The 16,594-nt window shown below is 66.4% G+C and carries 17 protein-coding genes; 11 read left to right on the top strand and 6 right to left on the bottom strand.

What is annotated here, in order from left to right; all coding sequences use genetic code 11:
- Positions 1-7: 7 nt before the first annotated feature.
- The 5 genes from smc to POS15_RS04560 form a co-directional block, all read right to left on the bottom strand.
- Positions 8-3,511 carry a chromosome segregation protein SMC gene (gene smc, locus POS15_RS04580; protein WP_046273333.1) on the bottom strand — a complete coding sequence of 1,168 codons (3,504 nt, stop codon included), beginning with the start codon at positions 3,509-3,511 and terminating at the stop codon, positions 8-10.
- 362 nt (positions 3,512-3,873) lie between these two features.
- Complete coding sequence (gene rplI, locus POS15_RS04575) at positions 3,874-4,326, bottom strand: 50S ribosomal protein L9 (RefSeq protein ID WP_019184347.1); 453 nt, start codon at positions 4,324-4,326, stop codon at positions 3,874-3,876.
- A 155-nt stretch (positions 4,327-4,481) separates the two neighbouring features.
- Positions 4,482-4,712 (bottom strand): 30S ribosomal protein S18, encoded by a 231-nt coding sequence (rpsR, locus tag POS15_RS04570; protein ID WP_002804494.1) that lies wholly within the window; start codon positions 4,710-4,712, stop codon positions 4,482-4,484.
- Positions 4,713-4,723: 11 nt separating this feature from the next.
- Positions 4,724-5,164: a 30S ribosomal protein S6 gene (rpsF, locus tag POS15_RS04565; protein ID WP_019184348.1), complete on the bottom strand. Its 441-nt coding sequence runs from the start codon at positions 5,162-5,164 to the stop codon at positions 4,724-4,726.
- Between the two features lie 168 nt (positions 5,165-5,332).
- On the bottom strand, positions 5,333-5,671 hold the full coding sequence (locus tag POS15_RS04560) for an iron-sulfur cluster assembly accessory protein (RefSeq protein ID WP_019184349.1): 339 nt from the start codon (positions 5,669-5,671) through the stop codon (positions 5,333-5,335).
- Between the two features lie 129 nt (positions 5,672-5,800).
- Here POS15_RS04560 and asnS point away from each other — a divergent pair, with 129 nt between their 5' ends.
- The 11 genes from asnS to POS15_RS04505 all read left to right on the top strand — a co-directional run bounded on the left by asnS (position 5,801) and on the right by POS15_RS04505 (position 15,530).
- Entirely contained in the window at positions 5,801-7,195 is a 1,395-nt protein-coding gene (asnS, locus tag POS15_RS04555; RefSeq protein ID WP_019184350.1) for an asparagine--tRNA ligase, read from the top strand.
- A gap of 23 nt (positions 7,196-7,218) precedes the next feature.
- The gene (locus POS15_RS04550) at positions 7,219-7,524 is read left to right on the top strand and encodes a hypothetical protein (RefSeq protein WP_019184351.1); all 306 of its coding nucleotides are present in this window, start codon (positions 7,219-7,221) and stop codon (positions 7,522-7,524) included.
- Positions 7,521-7,835 (top strand): hypothetical protein, encoded by a 315-nt coding sequence (locus POS15_RS04545; RefSeq protein WP_070425461.1) that lies wholly within the window; start codon positions 7,521-7,523, stop codon positions 7,833-7,835. The genes POS15_RS04550 and POS15_RS04545 overlap by 4 nt, the downstream gene beginning before the upstream one ends.
- 6 nt (positions 7,836-7,841) lie before the next feature.
- On the top strand, positions 7,842-8,480 hold the full coding sequence (locus POS15_RS04540) for an FMN-binding negative transcriptional regulator (protein ID WP_284129066.1): 639 nt from the start codon (positions 7,842-7,844) through the stop codon (positions 8,478-8,480).
- Positions 8,481-8,554: 74 nt separating this feature from the next.
- Positions 8,555-9,217, top strand: coding sequence for a carbonate dehydratase (can, locus tag POS15_RS04535; RefSeq protein ID WP_019184354.1), 663 nt, complete (start codon positions 8,555-8,557; stop codon positions 9,215-9,217).
- A gap of 24 nt (positions 9,218-9,241) precedes the next feature.
- Positions 9,242-9,769 carry a 3-hydroxyanthranilate 3,4-dioxygenase gene (locus POS15_RS04530; RefSeq protein WP_046273329.1) on the top strand — a complete coding sequence of 176 codons (528 nt, stop codon included), beginning with the start codon at positions 9,242-9,244 and terminating at the stop codon, positions 9,767-9,769.
- A 320-nt stretch (positions 9,770-10,089) separates the two neighbouring features.
- On the top strand, positions 10,090-11,367 hold the full coding sequence (gene kynU / locus POS15_RS04525; RefSeq protein ID WP_284129065.1) for a kynureninase: 1,278 nt from the start codon (positions 10,090-10,092) through the stop codon (positions 11,365-11,367).
- Positions 11,368-11,397: 30 nt separating this feature from the next.
- A complete protein-coding gene (locus POS15_RS04520) occupies positions 11,398-12,765 on the top strand; it encodes an NAD(P)/FAD-dependent oxidoreductase (RefSeq protein WP_019184357.1) in 1,368 nt (455 codons plus the stop codon).
- Entirely contained in the window at positions 12,765-14,204 is a 1,440-nt protein-coding gene (gene sbcB / locus POS15_RS04515) for an exodeoxyribonuclease I (RefSeq protein ID WP_019184358.1), read from the top strand. The genes POS15_RS04520 and sbcB overlap by 1 nt, the downstream gene beginning before the upstream one ends.
- Positions 14,201-14,887 (top strand): DUF2461 domain-containing protein, encoded by a 687-nt coding sequence (locus POS15_RS04510; RefSeq protein ID WP_284129064.1) that lies wholly within the window; start codon positions 14,201-14,203, stop codon positions 14,885-14,887. Before sbcB ends, POS15_RS04510 begins: the two co-directional genes overlap by 4 nt.
- Before the next feature lie 61 nt (positions 14,888-14,948).
- Positions 14,949-15,530: a DUF2939 domain-containing protein gene (locus tag POS15_RS04505; protein WP_019184360.1), complete on the top strand. Its 582-nt coding sequence runs from the start codon at positions 14,949-14,951 to the stop codon at positions 15,528-15,530.
- 74 nt (positions 15,531-15,604) lie between these two features.
- Here the strand turns inward: POS15_RS04505 and POS15_RS04500 are convergent, their stop codons facing one another.
- On the bottom strand, positions 15,605-16,552 hold the full coding sequence (locus POS15_RS04500) for a 5'-nucleotidase (RefSeq protein ID WP_026069966.1): 948 nt from the start codon (positions 16,550-16,552) through the stop codon (positions 15,605-15,607).
- Positions 16,553-16,594 lie beyond the last annotated feature (42 nt).

Here is a 16,594-nt window from a genome sequence, read left to right as displayed (position 1 = left end):
TGGCACGTCAAGCCGCGCCCGCCAATCGTGCGGCTTCCTCCAGGTCGACACTGACCAGTCGGCTGACGCCCGGTTCGCGCATGGTCACGCCGGAGAGCTGGTGTGCAGCTTCCATCGTGGCCTTGTTGTGGCTCACAAACAGGAACTGAACCTTCTCGCTCATTTCCTTGACCATGTTGGCCAGGCGACCGACGTTGGCTTCGTCCAACGGCGCGTCCACCTCGTCCAGCAGGCAGAACGGTGCCGGGTTGAGCTGGAAGATCGCAAACACCAGCGCCACCGCGGTCATCGCCTTCTCGCCACCGGAAAGCAGCGAGATGCTCGACACCCGCTTGCCCGGCGGCCGCGCCATGATCGCAACACCGGTGTCGAGCAGGTCTTCACCTGTCAGCTCGAGGTAGGCGTGGCCACCACCGAACAGGCGCGGATACAGCTGCTGCACACCGGCGTTGACGCGGTCGAAGGTGTCCTTGAAGCGGCCGCGGGTCTCGCGGTCGATCTTGCGGATCGCGTCCTCCAGGGTTTCCAGCGCGGTGGTGAGGTCGGTGTTCTGCGCATCCAGGTACTCCGAACGCTGCGACGCCTCGCCGTATTCCTGGATGGCGGCCAGGTTGACCGGCTCCAGCCGGCGCATGCGGCCATCGATCTGGTGCACGGCCTGCTCCCAGTCGGTGACCCGCGCATCCTCGGGCAGGCTGTTGATCACATCCTGCAGCACGAAGCCGGCCTTCTCCACCGAGGCCGACAGCTGGTCGGCACTGAGCACCAGTGCCTGCTGGTCGAGCTTGCGCTGGGAAATGCGCTCGCGCTGCGCCAGCGCCTGTTCGTCGCGCTGGTGGCGGGTCTGCTCGAACGTGCGCAGTTCGGCATCGATGCCATCGAGCAACGTACGGGCTTCGCCCAGCACGCGGTCGGCACGCACGCGCTCGCCCAAGGCGTTCTGGTGTTCGGCTTCGAGCGCCTTGACCGGCGAATCACCTTCGTCCAGCTGCGAATGCAGTTCACCCAATCGCGTATCCAGCTGCCCACGCTGGGTACTCATGCGCTCCAGCGCCTGGCTCAGCGAGGCGATCTGCGCGCGCTGCGATTCCAGCGTCAAGGCGAGCGAGTGCGCCGCCTCGCGCACGTTGCGGGCCTGGTCGCGGGCCTGGTCGCGGGCATCGGTAAGCTGGCGACGCTCGCCTTCCAGCGCGGCGCGGACCGATTCCAGGTCGCCCATGCTGGTGACCGCATCGTCCAGCCGCGAACGTGCTTCGCGCACCTGCTCGCGACCGGCATCCAGCGTCTCCAGCAATTGCACCAGCTCGCCTTCGATGCGGTCGATGCGGGTGCGTGCGGCCTCCACCTTGCCCTGCTGGCTCTGCAGCTGGCCACCGAGCTCGGAAACGCTGCGATGGGCCAGGTACAGCTGGCGCTGCGCGTCTTCGCGTTGCTGCTCACCGGCCAGCAACTGGTCACGGAAGCCGGCCAGCTGCTCTTCCAAGGCCGCTTCGCGGTCCTGCAGTGTTTCAATCTGCTCGCGCAGGGTGACTATCTCGCGTTCGCGCAGCAGCGCGCCCTGCTTGGCCGCGCCGGAGCGCGACACGCGCACCCAGCCCTCGCCCAGCCGCTCGCCACCGCGGGTGATGACCGAGTCGCCCTCGCCCAGCGTCGCCTGCAGCGCACGGGCGGACGCGAGATCCTCGGCGGCATGCAGGCGTGCCAGCAGCCGACGGATCGCAGTGGGGCCCTGCACTTTCGCCGCCAGCGAGGTTGGCGCGACATCCAGCGCGTCCTGCTCGGCCGAGACCAGCGCGATACGGCCTTCGCCCAGTTCGCCCAGCGCGTCCACCAACGATGCCGGGGAATCGACCAGCACGCCCTCGATCAGCTGGCCGAGCGCGCTTTCCACGGCGTTTTCCCAGCCGCTCTCCACGGTCAGGCGTTCGCCGACACGCGCGCCCGAATCCAGCCCGCGTGCCTTCAGCCAGGCCACCGCGGCGCCCTGCTCCTGGCCTAGTGCGGCCTGCTGCAGGGTCTCCAGTGACGACAACCGGCCGCGGGCGGCCTGGGCCTGCTTGCGGATCTCGGCCAGCTCGGTCTGCCCGGCGCGCTGGCGGTCCTGCAGCCCGGCCACGGCATGCTTGCGTTCTTCCACCTGCTCGTTGAGCGTGTCCAGCGAGGCCTTCTGGGTCTCGTGCTGGAGGTGCAGTTCTTCGAACACCTCGGCCAGGGCGTCCAGATCCAGCCCGGCGCGCTCGGCCTGCAGCGACTCGCGGCGGCGATCGGCTTCCAGCACCTGGCGATCCAGATAATCCACGCGGGTGCGCTCGACTTCGCCGGCGCGCGAGGCTTCGGAGGTGCTGCGGGTATGGCTCTCCCAGCGCTGCTGCCAATCGGCCAGCCGGGCCTCGGCATCACGCAGGGCTTCCTGCTTGATCTCATTCTCTTCCTGCAACTGCTCCAGGCGCGGCTCGGCATCGTCCACTGCCTCGCGCAGCACCATCAGCTTGGCCTCATCGCCACTGATGTGCTGGCCCAGATCGGCCAGTGCCTGCTGCGCTTCATCGCGCGCCTTGTTCAGTCGCTGCGACATCTCGCGCTGATGCTGGATCTGCTGCTCCAGGCGGGCCAGCGTGCTGCCGACCTGGTAGACCTCGGCCTGCGCGGTGTTGAGCGCATCGGAGGCCTCTTCGCGGCGCAGGCGGCTGGTTTCGATGCGGGCTTCGGCATCGCGCTGCTCGGCGATCAGCTGCTGCAGGCGGGTCTCCTCGCGCGAGAGTGCTTCGCGCAGGCCGCCCAGGCGGCCATCCAGCCCACGGTATTCCAGCGCCTTCCACTCGGCGTCCTTGACCTTGCGCTCTTCCTGCAGCGCCTGGTACTGCTCGGCCTGGCGCGCCTGGCGCTTGAGGTGCTCGAGCTGTTTGCCGATCTCCTCGCGCAGGTCGTTGAGGCGGTCCAGATTCTCGCGGGTATGCCGGATGCGGGTCTCGGTTTCCTTGCGGCGCTCCTTGTACTTGGAGATGCCGGCAGCTTCTTCCAGGTAGACCCGCAGATCTTCAGGCCGCGCCTCGATGATCTTGCTGATCATGCCCTGCTCGATGATCGAGTAGCTGCGCGGCCCAAGGCCGGTGCCGAGGAACAGGTCGGTGATGTCGCGGCGGCGGCACTTGGTGCCGTTGAGGTAGTAGTTGCTGCTGCCGTCACGGCTGACGGTGCGCTTGACCGAGATCTCGTTGAACGAGGCGTACTCACCGGTGATGGTGTGGTCGGTGTTGTCGAAGATCAGCTCGACGGCGGCCTGCGAGACGGGCTTGCGGGCGGAGGAGCCGGAGAAGATGACGTCGGTCAGCGAGTCGCCACGCAGGCGGCTGGCGGAGCTTTCGCCCATGACCCAGCGCACGGCGTCGATGATGTTCGATTTGCCACAGCCGTTTGGGCCCACCACGCCGGTCATGTTGGTCGGCAGGTGCAGCGTGGTCGGATCGACGAAGGATTTGAATCCGGACAGCTTGATCGTGGACAGACGCATGGCGTGATTGGGTTCCGGGCGAAGGCCTGAAGCGACCCCCACCATGGTGGATTACGGAGCGGATTTACCCCTCAAGCCATTGATATTGCAGGACTTCAATGACCCCGGGGGCGACGCGATAGCCTGAGTATAACGGGGCCGGTGTTCAGCGCGCTGCGGGGGCGGCTCCAGCCCGCATTTCCAGCGTGGGGCCAGGCGGGACGGCACGGGCGGGGGTTCAGGGCGCGTCCCGGCCCGGGCTACCCGGCGCCCTCCCCCCTCTATCGTCACGGCGCCAAGCCGTTGCGGTTGCCGTTGCCACAAACAAAAAACGGGCACCCTCGCGGGTACCCGTTTCAGTGACGCCCGCCTTTCGGCAGGAATCAGGCCTTTTCGGCTTCCACAACCACCTTGACGGTGGTTTCCACGTCGGCGTGCAGGTGAACAGTCACCTCGTACTCGCCCACGTTGCGGAAGGCGCCTTCGCCCAGGATCACTTCGCTCTTTTCCAGCGGCAGGCCGGCAGCGGTGAAGGCTTCGGCGATATCGCGCGGGCCGACCGAACCGTACAGCTTGCCTTCCGTCGAAGCGTTGGCAGCGATGGTCACGCTCTTGCCTTCCAGCTGCGCCTTGCGGGCTTCGGCATCAGCGTGGATCGACTGGGCCTTGGCTTCGTAATCAGCGCGCTTGGCTTCGAACTCGGCCACGTTGGTCGCGGTGGCCGGAACGGCCTTGCCGGTCGGGACGAGGAAGTTGCGGCCGTAGCCCGGCTTGACGTCGACCAGATCGCCCAGACCGCCGAGGTTGGTGACCTTCTGAAGAAGAATCAGCTTCATGGTGTAGCTCCAAATATGTATTCGTTAGCGAGGCCCAGGCCCCGCAGCGATGGCTGTCCGAATATCCGAACGGCAGATCCTTCACACCGCCCGACGCTTCACAGCGCGGGCGGCGGGATCTGCGAAAGCGGCGACCAACAGGCCGCCCGCCTTCATCAGACGTCGTGGTTGTCGGTGTACGGAATCAGGGCCAGGAAACGGGCGCGCTTGACGGCCGTTGCCAGCTGGCGCTGGTACTTCGACTTGGTACCGGTCACGCGGCTCGGCACGATCTTGCCGTTCTCGGTGAGGTACTGGCGCAGGGTGTTGAGATCCTTGTAATCGATCTCCTTCACACCTTCGGCCGTGAACTTGCAGAACTTGCGACGACGGAAGAACTTGGACATGTCAGTGCTCCTTAAGCGGCCGAAGCGGCGTCTTCGCCGGCATCGGTGTCAGCGGCGGCGGGGGTGGTTTCACCTTCTTCGTCATCACGACGACGACGCTCGCCACGCTCGGGCTTGTCACCCTTCTCGTCCTTGCTCTTCATGATCAGCGACTGCTCGGTGTCAGCTTCGTCACGCTTGATGACGAGGTTGCGCAGCACGGCGTCGTTGAAGCGGAAGCTTTCCACCAGCTCGCTCAGCACGGCCTGGTCGCACTCGATGTTGAGCATGACGTAGTGGGCCTTCACCAGGTTCTGGATCGGGTAAGCCAGCTGACGACGGCCCCAATCTTCCAGACGGTGGATGGTGCCGTTGCCGTTCTCGACCAGCGCCTTGTAGCGCTCGATCATGGCCGGGACCTGTTCGCTCTGGTCCGGATGGACCAGGAACACGACTTCGTAATGACGACTCATGTGTTTTTACCTTTCGGATGTGGCCCTTTGAGGGCCGGACAGCCCCCCGCAGGTGAACGCGGTGGGGCAAGGGTCCTGCCCGGAATCAGGCAGGAAGCCGCGCATTGTGGCAGCAGAAGGGGTCACAAGGCAAGCCGGGCGGGCTGAACAGGCCCGGCGCACGGGCGATCAGGCCTTGTCGGCCTCGGTCGTGAAGCTCTCGCCGCAGCCGCATTCAGCGGTGGCGTTCGGGTTCCTGAACGTGAAGGTCTCGCTCAGCCCGTGCTTGCCGAAGTCGATTTCGGTGCCGTCCACCAGCTCGAGGCTGGTGGCATCCACATAGATGCGGACCCCATCCTGCTCGAAGACGGTGTCGCCCTCGCGCTCATCGCGGGCCAGATCGGTGATGTGGCCCCAGCCGGAACAACCGGTGCGGGTCACGCCGAAACGCAGGCCCAGCGCGCCGGGCGTCTGCTCGACGAACTTCTGCACACGGGCAAAGGCAACAGGGGTAAGGCTTACGGCCATGACAGGCAACTCCAGCGGATCGTGATCATTATATGCGCCCCGGACCGCAAGAAATGCCTCGCAAGCCGAACACCGCACCCGTTAAACTCCGTGTTCAGAGATCGAGTCGATCAACAGAGGATTCAAGTCATGACGGTGGTCAGCGTTGAACATGCGCTTGCCGGGAAGATCCCGGAAGGCGGCGAGGCAACAGTACGCGGATGGGTCCGCACGGTGCGCGGCTCTGCGGCGCTTGCCTTCGTCAATGTCACCGATGGCTCCTGCTTCGCCCCCATCCAGGTGGTGGCCAATGACACCCTGGCCAACTTCGACGACATCAAGAGCCTGACCCCGGGCTGCTCGGTGATCGCCCGCGGCACCCTGGTCAAATCCCAGGGCAAGGGCCAGTCCTTCGAGATCCAGGCCAGCGACATCGAGATCGTCGGCCTGGTCGAAGACCCGCTGACCTACCCGATCCAGCCCAAGCCGATGAGCCCGGAGTTCCTGCGCGAAGTGGCGCACCTGCGCCCGCGCACGAACCTGTTCGGTGCGGTCACCCGCATCCGCAACTGCCTGGCCCAGGCCGTGCACCGGTTCTTCCACCAGAACGGCTTCAACTGGATCAGCACCCCGATCGTGACCACGTCCGATGCCGAGGGCGCCGGCCAGATGTTCCGGGTCTCGACGCTGGACATGGCCAACCTGCCGCGCAACGAAAAGGGCGAGGTGGATTTCAGCCGCGATTTCTTCGGCAAGGAAACCTTCCTGACCGTGTCCGGCCAGCTGAACGTCGAGGCGTACTGCCTGGCGCTGAGCAAGGTCTACACGTTCGGCCCGACCTTCCGCGCCGAGAACTCCAACACCACCCGCCATCTGGCGGAGTTCTGGATGATCGAGCCGGAAATCGCCTTCGCCGATCTGGCCGAAGATGCGCGCCTGGCCGAGCAGTTCCTGAAGTACCTGTTCCGCGCGGTGCTCGATGAGCGTGGCGACGACCTGGCCTTCCTGGCCGAGCGCGTGGACAAGAACGCGATCACCAAGCTGGAAGGCTTCATCAATGCTCCGTTCGAGCAGATCGACTACACCGAAGCGGTGAAGCTGCTGCAGAACTCGGGCAAGAAGTTCGACTTCCCGGTCGAATGGGGCCTGGACCTGCAGACCGAGCACGAGCGCTGGCTGACCGAAGAACATATCGGCCGCCCGGTGGTGGTGACCAACTACCCCGAGCACATCAAGGCGTTCTACATGCGCCTGAACGACGACGGCAAGACCGTTGCGGCCATGGATGTGCTGGCCCCGGGCATCGGCGAGATCATCGGCGGCAGCCAGCGCGAAGAGCGCCTGGATGTGCTCGATGCACGCATGGCCCAGTTCGGCCTGGACCCGGCACACTACGGCTGGTACCGCGACTTCCGCCGCTACGGTTCGGTGCCGCACGCCGGCTTCGGCCTCGGCTTCGAGCGCCTGGTGGTCTACGTCTGCGGCCTGAGCAACATCCGCGACGCGATCCCCTACCCGCGCGCACCGGGCAGCGCCGAATTCTGATCGACCTACGGAGGCACTGAACCATGACCCTGTTCTTCGCGCTGTGTTTCGTCGGCGTGGCGATCGCCGGGTTCAGTGCCTTCGTGATCTTCTGGCCGCTGACCCTGGTCCACATCCGCGACCGCCACCCGGCGCTGGCCAATCGCTTCGGCGCGGGTGCCTTCCTGCGCCCGGACGCGCTGCGCTGGCTGCTCGGCCGCGACTATCGGCAGAGCAGCGACCGCTCGCTGACCGGCCTGGCCACGCCGGCCTGGCTCTCGCTGCTCACCCTTCTTGCCGGACTGGGCATGGCTGCCCTGCTCTGGCTGCTTTCGATGGTACTGACATGAACGACGCTACTTCCCACCACGACGAGTGGTTCCTGGCCAGCCTGGGCAACACCCTGATCTGGGCGCGCCTGCGCGTGCGCCCGGCCGGTACCGCCGAGGTGCTGGACAGCGACGGCAACACGCTGAGCTACGACAGCGAAGACACGGCTCGCTCGCAGCTGTTCGACGCCGAGTTCGTCGCCTACGACGGCCTGGATGAAGAGGACGCGCTGGTGCGCGGCTTCTCGCTGCATGAAGTGCAGCCGCCGCAGGCCGACAGCGACGATGCCCTGCACGGTCGCATGATCCAGAGCCTGGGCGCCCGCGCGTAACCGACGATGTTCATCCCGTCCGCCTTCGTCGAGACCGACCTGATCTGGCTGGACCGGCTGCTGGCGCGCGATGCGTTCGTCACCCTGGTGACCAACGGCGCCGACGGCTACCCGCAGGCCACGCGCCTGCCGGTGGTGTACACGCGTGATGCTGGCGGCATCCTGATCGAAGGGCACTGGGCCAAGCCCAACCCGCAGGCGGGCCATGCCGGCCCCGCGTTGATGCTGGTGCACGGCCCGCATGCGTATGTGTCGCCGGGCTGGTATCCGGACAAGGACGCGCAGGCACGCGTGCCGACCTGGAATTACGCCGCCGCCGAACTGCGTGGCGTACTGGAACCGGTCACCGATGATGAGGCACTGATCGCGATGCTGGACGGCCTCAGCGCGCACTATGAGGCTGGCGTCGGCGGCGACTGGGACCTGCTGCCGATCGAGCCGCGCCAACAGCGCATGCTTGGCGGCATCGTCGGCTTCCGTTTCCGCCCGGCGCAGGTGCAGATCAAACTCAAGCTCAGCCAGAACCATCCCGAGGCCAACCAGACCAGCGTGATCGACGCGCTGTCGGCACTGGACGCCCCGGCATCACGCGAGCTGGCGCAGTGGATGCGCTGGCGCCGCGAGGGCGGCCCAGCCGCCGACTGACCCTCCCCACTCCTGCGACGACGCGGCCACCCTGGCCGCGCCTTGCCCCCACCCGACGTCAGGGACCCCGCACGATGAAAGACATCCACAAGCTGCTGCAGAACAACCGCGAATGGGCGGACCGGATCGAGAAAGAGGATCCGGAGTTCTTCCATCAACTGGCCAAGCAGCAGCACCCGGAATACCTGTGGATCGGCTGTTCCGATTCGCGCGTGCCCGCCAACCAGATCATCGGCATGGCGCCAGGCGAAGTGTTCGTGCACCGCAACGTGGCCAACGTGGTGGTGCACACCGACCTGAACTGCCTGAGCGTGATCCAGTACGCCGTGGATCAGCTGAAGGTGAAGCACATCCTGATCGTGGGCCATTACGGCTGCGGTGGCGTACACGCCAGCTTGAACAACACGCGCGTGGGCCTGGCCGACAACTGGCTGCGGCACGTGGGCGATGTGGCGCAGAAGCATGCGGCGATCATGGATGCGATCGAAGAGCCCGAACTGAAGCATGCGCGCCTGTGCGAGTTGAACGTGATCGAGCAGGTGGTCAACGCCTGCCGCTCGACGATCGTGCAGGACGCCTGGGCGCGTGGCCAGAAGCTGATGGTGCACGGCTGGGTGTACAGCCTGAAGGACGGCCGGGTGCGCGAGATGGGCATCGACGTGGGCGCACCGGAAGAGCTGCAGGCCGCATACGAAAAGGCCCTGTCCTATGTTCCGCGCCACGGTCGGCGCGACTGATTCTTCCTCTTTCGGACAGCGCCCATGCTTGCCTCCCCCATCAATCTGCTTGCCTGGATCGAAGAGCACCGGCATCTGCTCAAGCCGCCGGTCGGCAACAAGATGATCGAGAACGGCGACTTCATCGTGATGGTGGTCGGCGGCCCGAACAGCCGCACGGATTTCCATTACGACGAAGGCCCGGAGTGGTTCTATCAGCTCGAGGGCGAGATGACGCTGAAGGTGCAGGAGGATGGCGCGGTGCGTGACATTCCGATCCGCGCGGGCGAGATTTTCCTGTTGCCGGGCGGCGTGCCGCATTCGCCGCGCCGCCCGCCGGGCGGTGTGGGCCTGGTGGTGGAGCGCAAGCGGTTGGCGCATGAGCGCGATGGGTTGATGTGGTTCTGCGAGCAATGCAATCACAAGCTGTACGAGGAGTTTTTCGCGCTGGAGAACATCGAGACGGATCTGCCGAAGGTGTTCGATCGCTATCACTCTTCGCTGGAGCTGCGTACGTGCGATGCGTGCGGGCATGTCGATCCGCTGCCTGAGAAGGTGGCTGTTGAGGGGTGATGGTTCGCTCGCTTCAAGGCGTCAGAGCTTGAGAGCTTGAGAGCCGGCGGTTGAGGTGACTGCGAGTGCATGTAGCAACTGTGTTGCTGGAGGGAGTTCGGCCCTTCCAGCAGACCCACCCACATCGGCCCGTCCACTGGAACGTCACTGCATACGCTTTGGCTTTGGCTTTGGCTTGGCTTTGGCTTTGGCCCCGGCCTCCAGCTTGAGCGCCAGCAGGCAGCTGGCAGCCCACGCCAAAGCAGCACAGCAAGCCTGATTCAGCCCACACCCCCACCACCCGGATAAACTGTCGGCTCACTGACACCGCCGGTTGCACCATGTCCGAGATCCTCAGCCGCACCCATGCCGTTGCCCTGGACGCCGCCGATCCGCTGCGCAGCCTGCGCAACGAATTCGTCTTTCCCCAGCACAACCACCGCGACCAGACCTACTTCGTCGGCAACTCGCTGGGCCTGCAGCCGCGCGGGGCACGTGCGGCCGTCCAGGAAGTCATGGACAAATGGGCCTCGCTGGCCGTCGAAGGCCACTTCACCGGCGACACCCAGTGGCTGCACTACCACCGCCTGGTGAGCGAACAGCTTGCCCGCGTCGTGGGCGCCCTGCCCAGCGAAGTCGTGGCGATGAACACCCTCAGCGTCAACCTGCACCTGATGATGGTCAGCTTCTACCGGCCCACGGCCGAACGCCCCGCCATCCTGATGGAGGCCGGCGCCTTCCCGACCGATCGGCACGCAGTGGAATCGCAGCTCCGCTTCCATGGCTTCAGCCCGGAGACCGATCTGATCGAAGTGCAGCCCGATGAGCCGAACGGCACCATTTCGCTGCAGGCGATCGAGCGCGCCATCACCGAACACGGCCCACGCCTGGCGCTGGTGCTGTGGCCCGGCGTGCAGTACCGCAGTGGCCAGGTCTTCGATCTGGAGGCCATCACCCGCATGGCGCGCCTGCAGGGCGCCCGGGTCGGCTTCGATCTGGCCCACTCGATCGGCAACGTGCCGCTGCAGCTGCACGACATCGCACCGGATTTCGCTGTGTGGTGCCATTACAAGTATCTCAACGCGGGCCCGGGCGCCGTCGCCGGTTGCTTCGTGCATGAGCGCCACCACCGCGACGCCACCCTGCCGCGTTTCGCGGGCTGGTGGGGCCATGAAGAAGCCACGCGCTTCAAGATGGCTCCACAGTTCGTGCCCGCCGTCGGCGCCGAAGGCTGGCAGCTCAGCAACCCGCCGGTGCTCGGCCTGGCCCCGCTGCGCGCCGCGCTGGACCTGGTCGACAAGGCCGGCGGCATCGACGCGCTGCGGGTCAAATCGTTGCGCCTGACCGGCATGCTGGATGCGCTGGTGCGCGCGCGCCTGTCCGGCGTGCTCGAGGTGCTGACCCCGTCCGAACCGGAACGCCGCGGCTGCCAGCTCTCGCTGCGCGTGGCCGGTGGCCGCGAGCGCGGCCGCAGCCTGTTCGAGTACCTGCAGACCGTGGGCGTGCTCGGCGACTGGCGCGAGCCCGATGTGATCCGCATTTCGCCGACCCCGCTCTACAACCGCTACCTCGACCTGCACCACTTCGTCGAGGAAGTGGAAGCCTGGGCTGGCCTCTAAGCCGCCCTCCCCGCCCCCACGGACATTGACTTGATCGCTACCCCCTCCCGCTCGCTGAGCATCATCGGCGCAGGTCTGGCCGGTTCGCTGCTTGCCATCCTGCTGTCCCGCCAGGGCTGGCAGATCACCTTGTATGAGCGCCGCGGCGATCCGCGCGTGAGCGATTACGAGTCCGGTCGCTCGATCAACCTGGCGCTCGCCGAGCGTGGCCGCCATGCGCTGCGCCAGGCCGGTGTCGAAGACGCGGTCATGGCCAAGGCGGTGATGATGCGCGGGCGCATGATCCACCCGCGCGAGGGCGAGCCGCAGCTGCAGCGCTACGGTCGCGATGACAGCGAAGTGATCTGGTCGATCCACCGCAAGGACCTCAATACCACGCTGCTGCAGCTGGCCGAGGATGCGGGCGCCACCGTGCATTTCCACCGCCGCCTGCACACCGTGGATTTCGATGCCGGCTACGCGCGCTTCATCGATGACCGCGACGACCAGCCACACGATATCCGCTTCGATACCCTGATCGGCGCCGACGGTGCCGGCTCGGCGCTGCGCGCGGCGATGAACCGCAAGCAGCCGCTGGACGAACGCATCGCCTTTCTGGATCACTCCTACAAGGAACTGGAGATCCCGCCGACGGCTGACGGTGGTTTCCGGATCGAGGCCAATGCGCTGCACATCTGGCCGCGCGGGCACTACATGTGCATTGCGCTGCCCAACGACGAAGGCACGTTCACGGTCACGCTGTTCCTGCCCAACGAGGGCGACCCGAGCTTTGCCACCACCAACAGCGGCGCCGAGGCCGAGGCGCTGTTCGCGCGCGACTTCCCCGATGCACTGGCGCTGATCCCGAACCTGCGCCGCGATTGGGAGCAGCACCCGCCGGGCCTGCTCGGCACGCTGCACCTCAAGCATTGGCACATGAAGGGCCGCGCGGTGCTAATCGGCGATGCCGCGCACGCGATGGTCCCGTTCCACGGCCAGGGCATGAACTGCGCCTTCGAAGACTGCATCGCACTGGCCGCGCACCTGCTCGAGCAGGACTCGCTGGCCGAGGCGTTCGCGGCCTTCGAAACCGACCGCAAGCCGAACGCCGAGGCGATCCAGCAGATGGCGCTGGAGAATTATCTGGAAATGCGCGACCGCGTGGCCGATCCGCAGTTCCTGCTGCAGCGCGAACTGGAACAGGCGCTGCAGGCGCGATGGCCGACCCGCTTCGTGCCGCATTACACGATGGTCACCTTCCTGCGCACCCCGTATGCCGTAGCGCTGGCCCGCACCGAGCTGCAGCGGCGCATGCTGGAGGATGCCACCGCCGGGCACGACAGCCTGGCACATATCGACTGGGCCGCCCTGGAGCGCCTGGTCCACGAACAACTGCCAGTCCTGGAGGGCGCGCACTGATGGCCGACAGCTTCCTGTTCTATGACCTGGAAACCTTCGGCCAGGACCCGCGCCGCACGCGCATCGCGCAGTTCGCCGGCATCCGCACCGATGCTGATCTGAACATCATCGACGAGCCGGTCAGCTTCTACGTCAAACCGGCCGACGACCTGTTGCCCTCGCCGGTCGCCACGCTGATCACCGGCATCACCCCGCAGCATGCCCTCAGCGCCGGCGTCACCGAGGCCGAGGCGTTCGCGCGCATCAACGACCTGATGTCGCGGCCGGGGACCTGCACGCTGGGCTACAACACCCTGCGCTTCGACGATGAGTTCGTCCGCCACGGTCTGTTCCGCAACTTCTACGACCCCTACGAGCGCGAATGGCGCAACGGCAACTCGCGCTGGGACCTGCTGGACATGATGCGGCTGCTGCACGCGCTGCGCCCGGACGGCATTGCCTGGCCGCAACGCGAGGATGGCGCGACCTCCTTCAAGCTGGAACATCTGGCCGTGGCCAACAACGTCCGCCAGGGCGATGCGCACGAAGCATTGTCCGATGTGTACGCGACGATCGGGCTGGCGAAGCTGTTCAAGCAGGCGCAGCCGCGGCTGTGGGACTACGCGCTGAAGCTGCGCGACAAGCGTTTCGTCGGCGGCCTGCTGGATGTGGACGCGATGCAGCCGGTGCTGCACATCTCGATGCGCTATCCGGCCCAGCGCATGTGCGCCGCGCCGGTGCTGCCACTGGCGCGCCATCCCTTCATCAACAACCGCATCATCGCGCTCGACCTGGACGGTGATATCGAACCGTTGCTCGAGCTGCCGCCGGAAACCATCGCCGCGCGCCTGTACACCCGCGCGGCCGACATGGCCGAGGGCGAGCAGCGCGTGCCGCTCAAGGAAGTGCACCTCAACAAGGTGCCGGCGCTGGTCGCATGGAACCATCTGCGCCCGGCCGACCATGCACGCCTGGGGATCGACCCGGCCGCGATCGAGGCCAAAGCCGAGCGGCTGCGCCAGATCGGACCGGCGCTGGCCGAGAAGGTCCGCCAGGTGTATTCGGGCGAGCGCAGCCTGGCGCCCAGCGATGTCGATGCCTCGCTGTACGACGGCTTCCTGGCCGACGGCGACAAATCCCTGATGTCGCGGATCCGCACCAGCCCGCCGGCCGAGCTGGCCAGCTTCGCCGAGCGCCTGCGTGACCCGCGCATGCCCGAACTGCTGTTCCGGTACCGCGCCCGCAACCATCTGGACACCCTGGACACCACCGAGCGCTCACGCTGGAACGATTATCGTCGCCAGCGCCTGCTCGGCGATGCGTCGCTGGGCGAACAGACCCTGCCGCAGTTCACCGCGCAGCTGGATGCACTGGCCGCAGAGCATGCCGACGATGCCGGCAAGCTCGCCCTGCTGCAGCAGCTGCGCGACTGGGGCACCCACCTGCAGAGCAGCCTATGAGCACGTATTTCAGCCCGGCCACGTTCACGTTCCTGCGTGGCCTGGCCCGCAACAACGACAAGACCTGGTTCAACGAACACAAGCCGAAGTACGAAGAACATGTCCGCCAGCCGTTCCTGGGCCTGATCACCGATCTGCAGCCGGACCTGGCCGCGGTCAGCGAGCACTTCCGCGCCGACCCGCGCACCGTGGGTGGGTCGTTGTTCCGCATCTACCGCGATGCGCGCTTCTCCAACGATAAATCGCCCTACAAGAGCTGGCAGGGCGCGCGCCTGTTCCATGAGCGGCGCAAGCAGGTGCCGGCCCCGTCGTTCTACATCCACCTGCAGCCAGGCGAGAGCTTCGTCGGCGCGGGGCTGTGGCATCCCGAGCCGGCCACCCAGCGCAAGGTGCGCCACTTCATCGTCGACAATCCCGGCAGCTGGAAGGCGGCCGCGCATTCCCCGGTGCTGCGTAAAAAGTTCGATTTCGAGGAAAGCGAGAAGCTGGTCCGTGCCCCGCGGGGTTTCGAGCCGGATTTCGAGTTCATCGATGATCTCAAGCACCGCAACTGGGTGTTCTGGCGTTCGCTGGACGATGCCACGATGACCGGCCCGCGGCTGCGCCAGACCATCGCGGCCGACCTGGTCACGCTGGCGCCATTTGTGGACTACCTGTGCGCGGCGCTGGACCTGGAATTCTGAGCTTCACGTGTGCTGACGTCCGCTGCGGCAAGCTGGGCACCATGACGACAAGGCAGACCCGATGAAGAAACTGCTCTGGTTGCTGGTCACCGTGCTGCTGGTGCTGGCCGGCATTGTGTTCAGCGGGCCCTACGTGACCGTGCACGGCCTCAGCCGCGCGATCGAACAGCGTGATACCGCCAGGCTCGACCGTTACGTGGATTTCCCGATGCTGCGCGCCAACCTGCGCGCCCAGCTCAGCGACTACGTGGTCCGTCGCGCCGGTCCGGACATGCAGTCCAGCCTGTTTGGCGCGTTGCTGCTCTCGGCCGGCGATCGGCTCAGCGCGACCGCCGTGGATGCGCTGGTGACGCCGACCGGCATCGGCGCGCTGCTGGAGGGCCATACCCTGTGGAAGCGGGCCAGCAATGACCTGGACAGTCCGAGCAACGATGCCTACGCGGCGCCACGGCCGGCGCGCCCGCTGAAGGGGGCGACCCACCATTTCGACTCGCTGTCGCGCTTTACCGCCACCACCTACACGCCGCAGGGCGCACCGGTGGTGTTCATCCTGCAGCGTTCGGGCCTGCGCTGGCGGCTGGTGGACATCCGCCTGCCGCTGAATCCGGACACCACCGCGCCGTCGGTCCTGCCGATCCGGTAGGTACCCACCGTTGGTGGGTACATCGGCGCCATCGTTGGCGGATACCTGGGCCCCACGTGCATCCGGGCGCTGCATCAACCGCCGTTGGCGACGCCATGCGGCACATGCCCAGCCGCCACGCTCTGGTGCTGCAGCGCGCTGTCGATGTTGTGCTGGGAATCATCGAAGAAGATGTCCGCGCCGAACGCTTCCAGGAACGGCCCCTTGTGGCGGCCGCCAAGGAACAGCGCTTCGTCCAGACGCACGCCCCACTCGCGCAGGGTGCGGATCACGCGCTCGTGCGCCGGCGCCGAGCGCGCCGTCACCAGGGCGGTGCGGATCGGGGCATCCTCGCCCGAGGGAAACACGGCCTGCAGCGTATGCAGGGCCGAGAGGAAATTGCGGAACGGGCCACCACTGAGCGGCTCGCGGGCGTTTTCCCGCTCGTGGCGACCGAACGCTTCCACGCCCTGCTCGCGCGAAATGCGCTCGCTTTCATCGCCGAAGATCACCGCATCGCCATCGAAGGCGATGCGCAGCTGGCCCAGCGGACGGCCCAGATCGACCTGCTCGGCCGCGGCAATCGTCTCGCCCGGCGGCTTGGGCAGGATGGTGGCCGCGGCGATCCCGTGCAGCAATGCGCGGCGCACCGATTCCGGGTTGGCCGACAGGAACAGATCGGTGCCGAACGGCTTCACGTACGGCCAGGTCGGCTCACCTGCGGTGAAGGTCGCGCGGATGATGCCCAGGTCGTAGTGCTGGATCGAATTGAAGATGCGCAGGCCGGTGTCGGCCGAGTTGCGCGAGAGCAGGATCACTTCCACCCGCGGCTGTTCCGGCGACTGGCCCTGGTTGAGCGCCAGAAGCTTGCGCACCACCGGGAAGGCCACGCCGGGGCGCAGCACGTCGTCTTCGTGCTTGCGCTGATACTCGGCATAGGCATCGACGCCTTCGGCCTCGAACAGCGCATGGCCCTCTTCCAGATCGAACAGGGCCCGCGAGGTCACGGCAACGGTCAGCAAACGGGGGGTGTTGTCGCCCATGGCAATCAGCAATCCAATGCGGCCGCAGCGGCCGGCCATCCA

This window comes from Stenotrophomonas sp. BIO128-Bstrain, assembly GCF_030128875.1.
Lineage (GTDB): Bacteria > Pseudomonadota > Gammaproteobacteria > Xanthomonadales > Xanthomonadaceae > Stenotrophomonas > Stenotrophomonas bentonitica_A.
Note: the sequence above shows the minus strand (reverse complement) of the source record. Positions and strands in the feature narration are given on the sequence as shown.

Coding starts and splice junctions, on each gene's coding strand:
- smc (WP_046273333.1), bottom strand. CDS start 3,511: ATGCGTCTGTCCACGATCAAGCTGTCCGGATTCAAATCCTTCGTCGAT.
- rplI (WP_019184347.1), bottom strand. CDS start 4,326: ATGAAGCTGATTCTTCTTCAGAAGGTCACCAACCTCGGCGGTCTGGGC.
- rpsR (WP_002804494.1), bottom strand. CDS start 4,712: ATGTCCAAGTTCTTCCGTCGTCGCAAGTTCTGCAAGTTCACGGCCGAA.
- rpsF (WP_019184348.1), bottom strand. CDS start 5,164: ATGAGTCGTCATTACGAAGTCGTGTTCCTGGTCCATCCGGACCAGAGC.
- POS15_RS04560 (WP_019184349.1), bottom strand. CDS start 5,671: ATGGCCGTAAGCCTTACCCCTGTTGCCTTTGCCCGTGTGCAGAAGTTC.
- asnS (WP_019184350.1), top strand. CDS start 5,801: ATGACGGTGGTCAGCGTTGAACATGCGCTTGCCGGGAAGATCCCGGAA.
- POS15_RS04550 (WP_019184351.1), top strand. CDS start 7,219: ATGACCCTGTTCTTCGCGCTGTGTTTCGTCGGCGTGGCGATCGCCGGG.
- POS15_RS04545 (WP_070425461.1), top strand. CDS start 7,521: ATGAACGACGCTACTTCCCACCACGACGAGTGGTTCCTGGCCAGCCTG.
- POS15_RS04540 (WP_284129066.1), top strand. CDS start 7,842: ATGTTCATCCCGTCCGCCTTCGTCGAGACCGACCTGATCTGGCTGGAC.
- can (WP_019184354.1), top strand. CDS start 8,555: ATGAAAGACATCCACAAGCTGCTGCAGAACAACCGCGAATGGGCGGAC.
- POS15_RS04530 (WP_046273329.1), top strand. CDS start 9,242: ATGCTTGCCTCCCCCATCAATCTGCTTGCCTGGATCGAAGAGCACCGG.
- kynU (WP_284129065.1), top strand. CDS start 10,090: ATGTCCGAGATCCTCAGCCGCACCCATGCCGTTGCCCTGGACGCCGCC.
- sbcB (WP_019184358.1), top strand. CDS start 12,765: ATGGCCGACAGCTTCCTGTTCTATGACCTGGAAACCTTCGGCCAGGAC.
- POS15_RS04510 (WP_284129064.1), top strand. CDS start 14,201: ATGAGCACGTATTTCAGCCCGGCCACGTTCACGTTCCTGCGTGGCCTG.
- POS15_RS04505 (WP_019184360.1), top strand. CDS start 14,949: ATGAAGAAACTGCTCTGGTTGCTGGTCACCGTGCTGCTGGTGCTGGCC.
- POS15_RS04500 (WP_026069966.1), bottom strand. CDS start 16,552: ATGGGCGACAACACCCCCCGTTTGCTGACCGTTGCCGTGACCTCGCGG.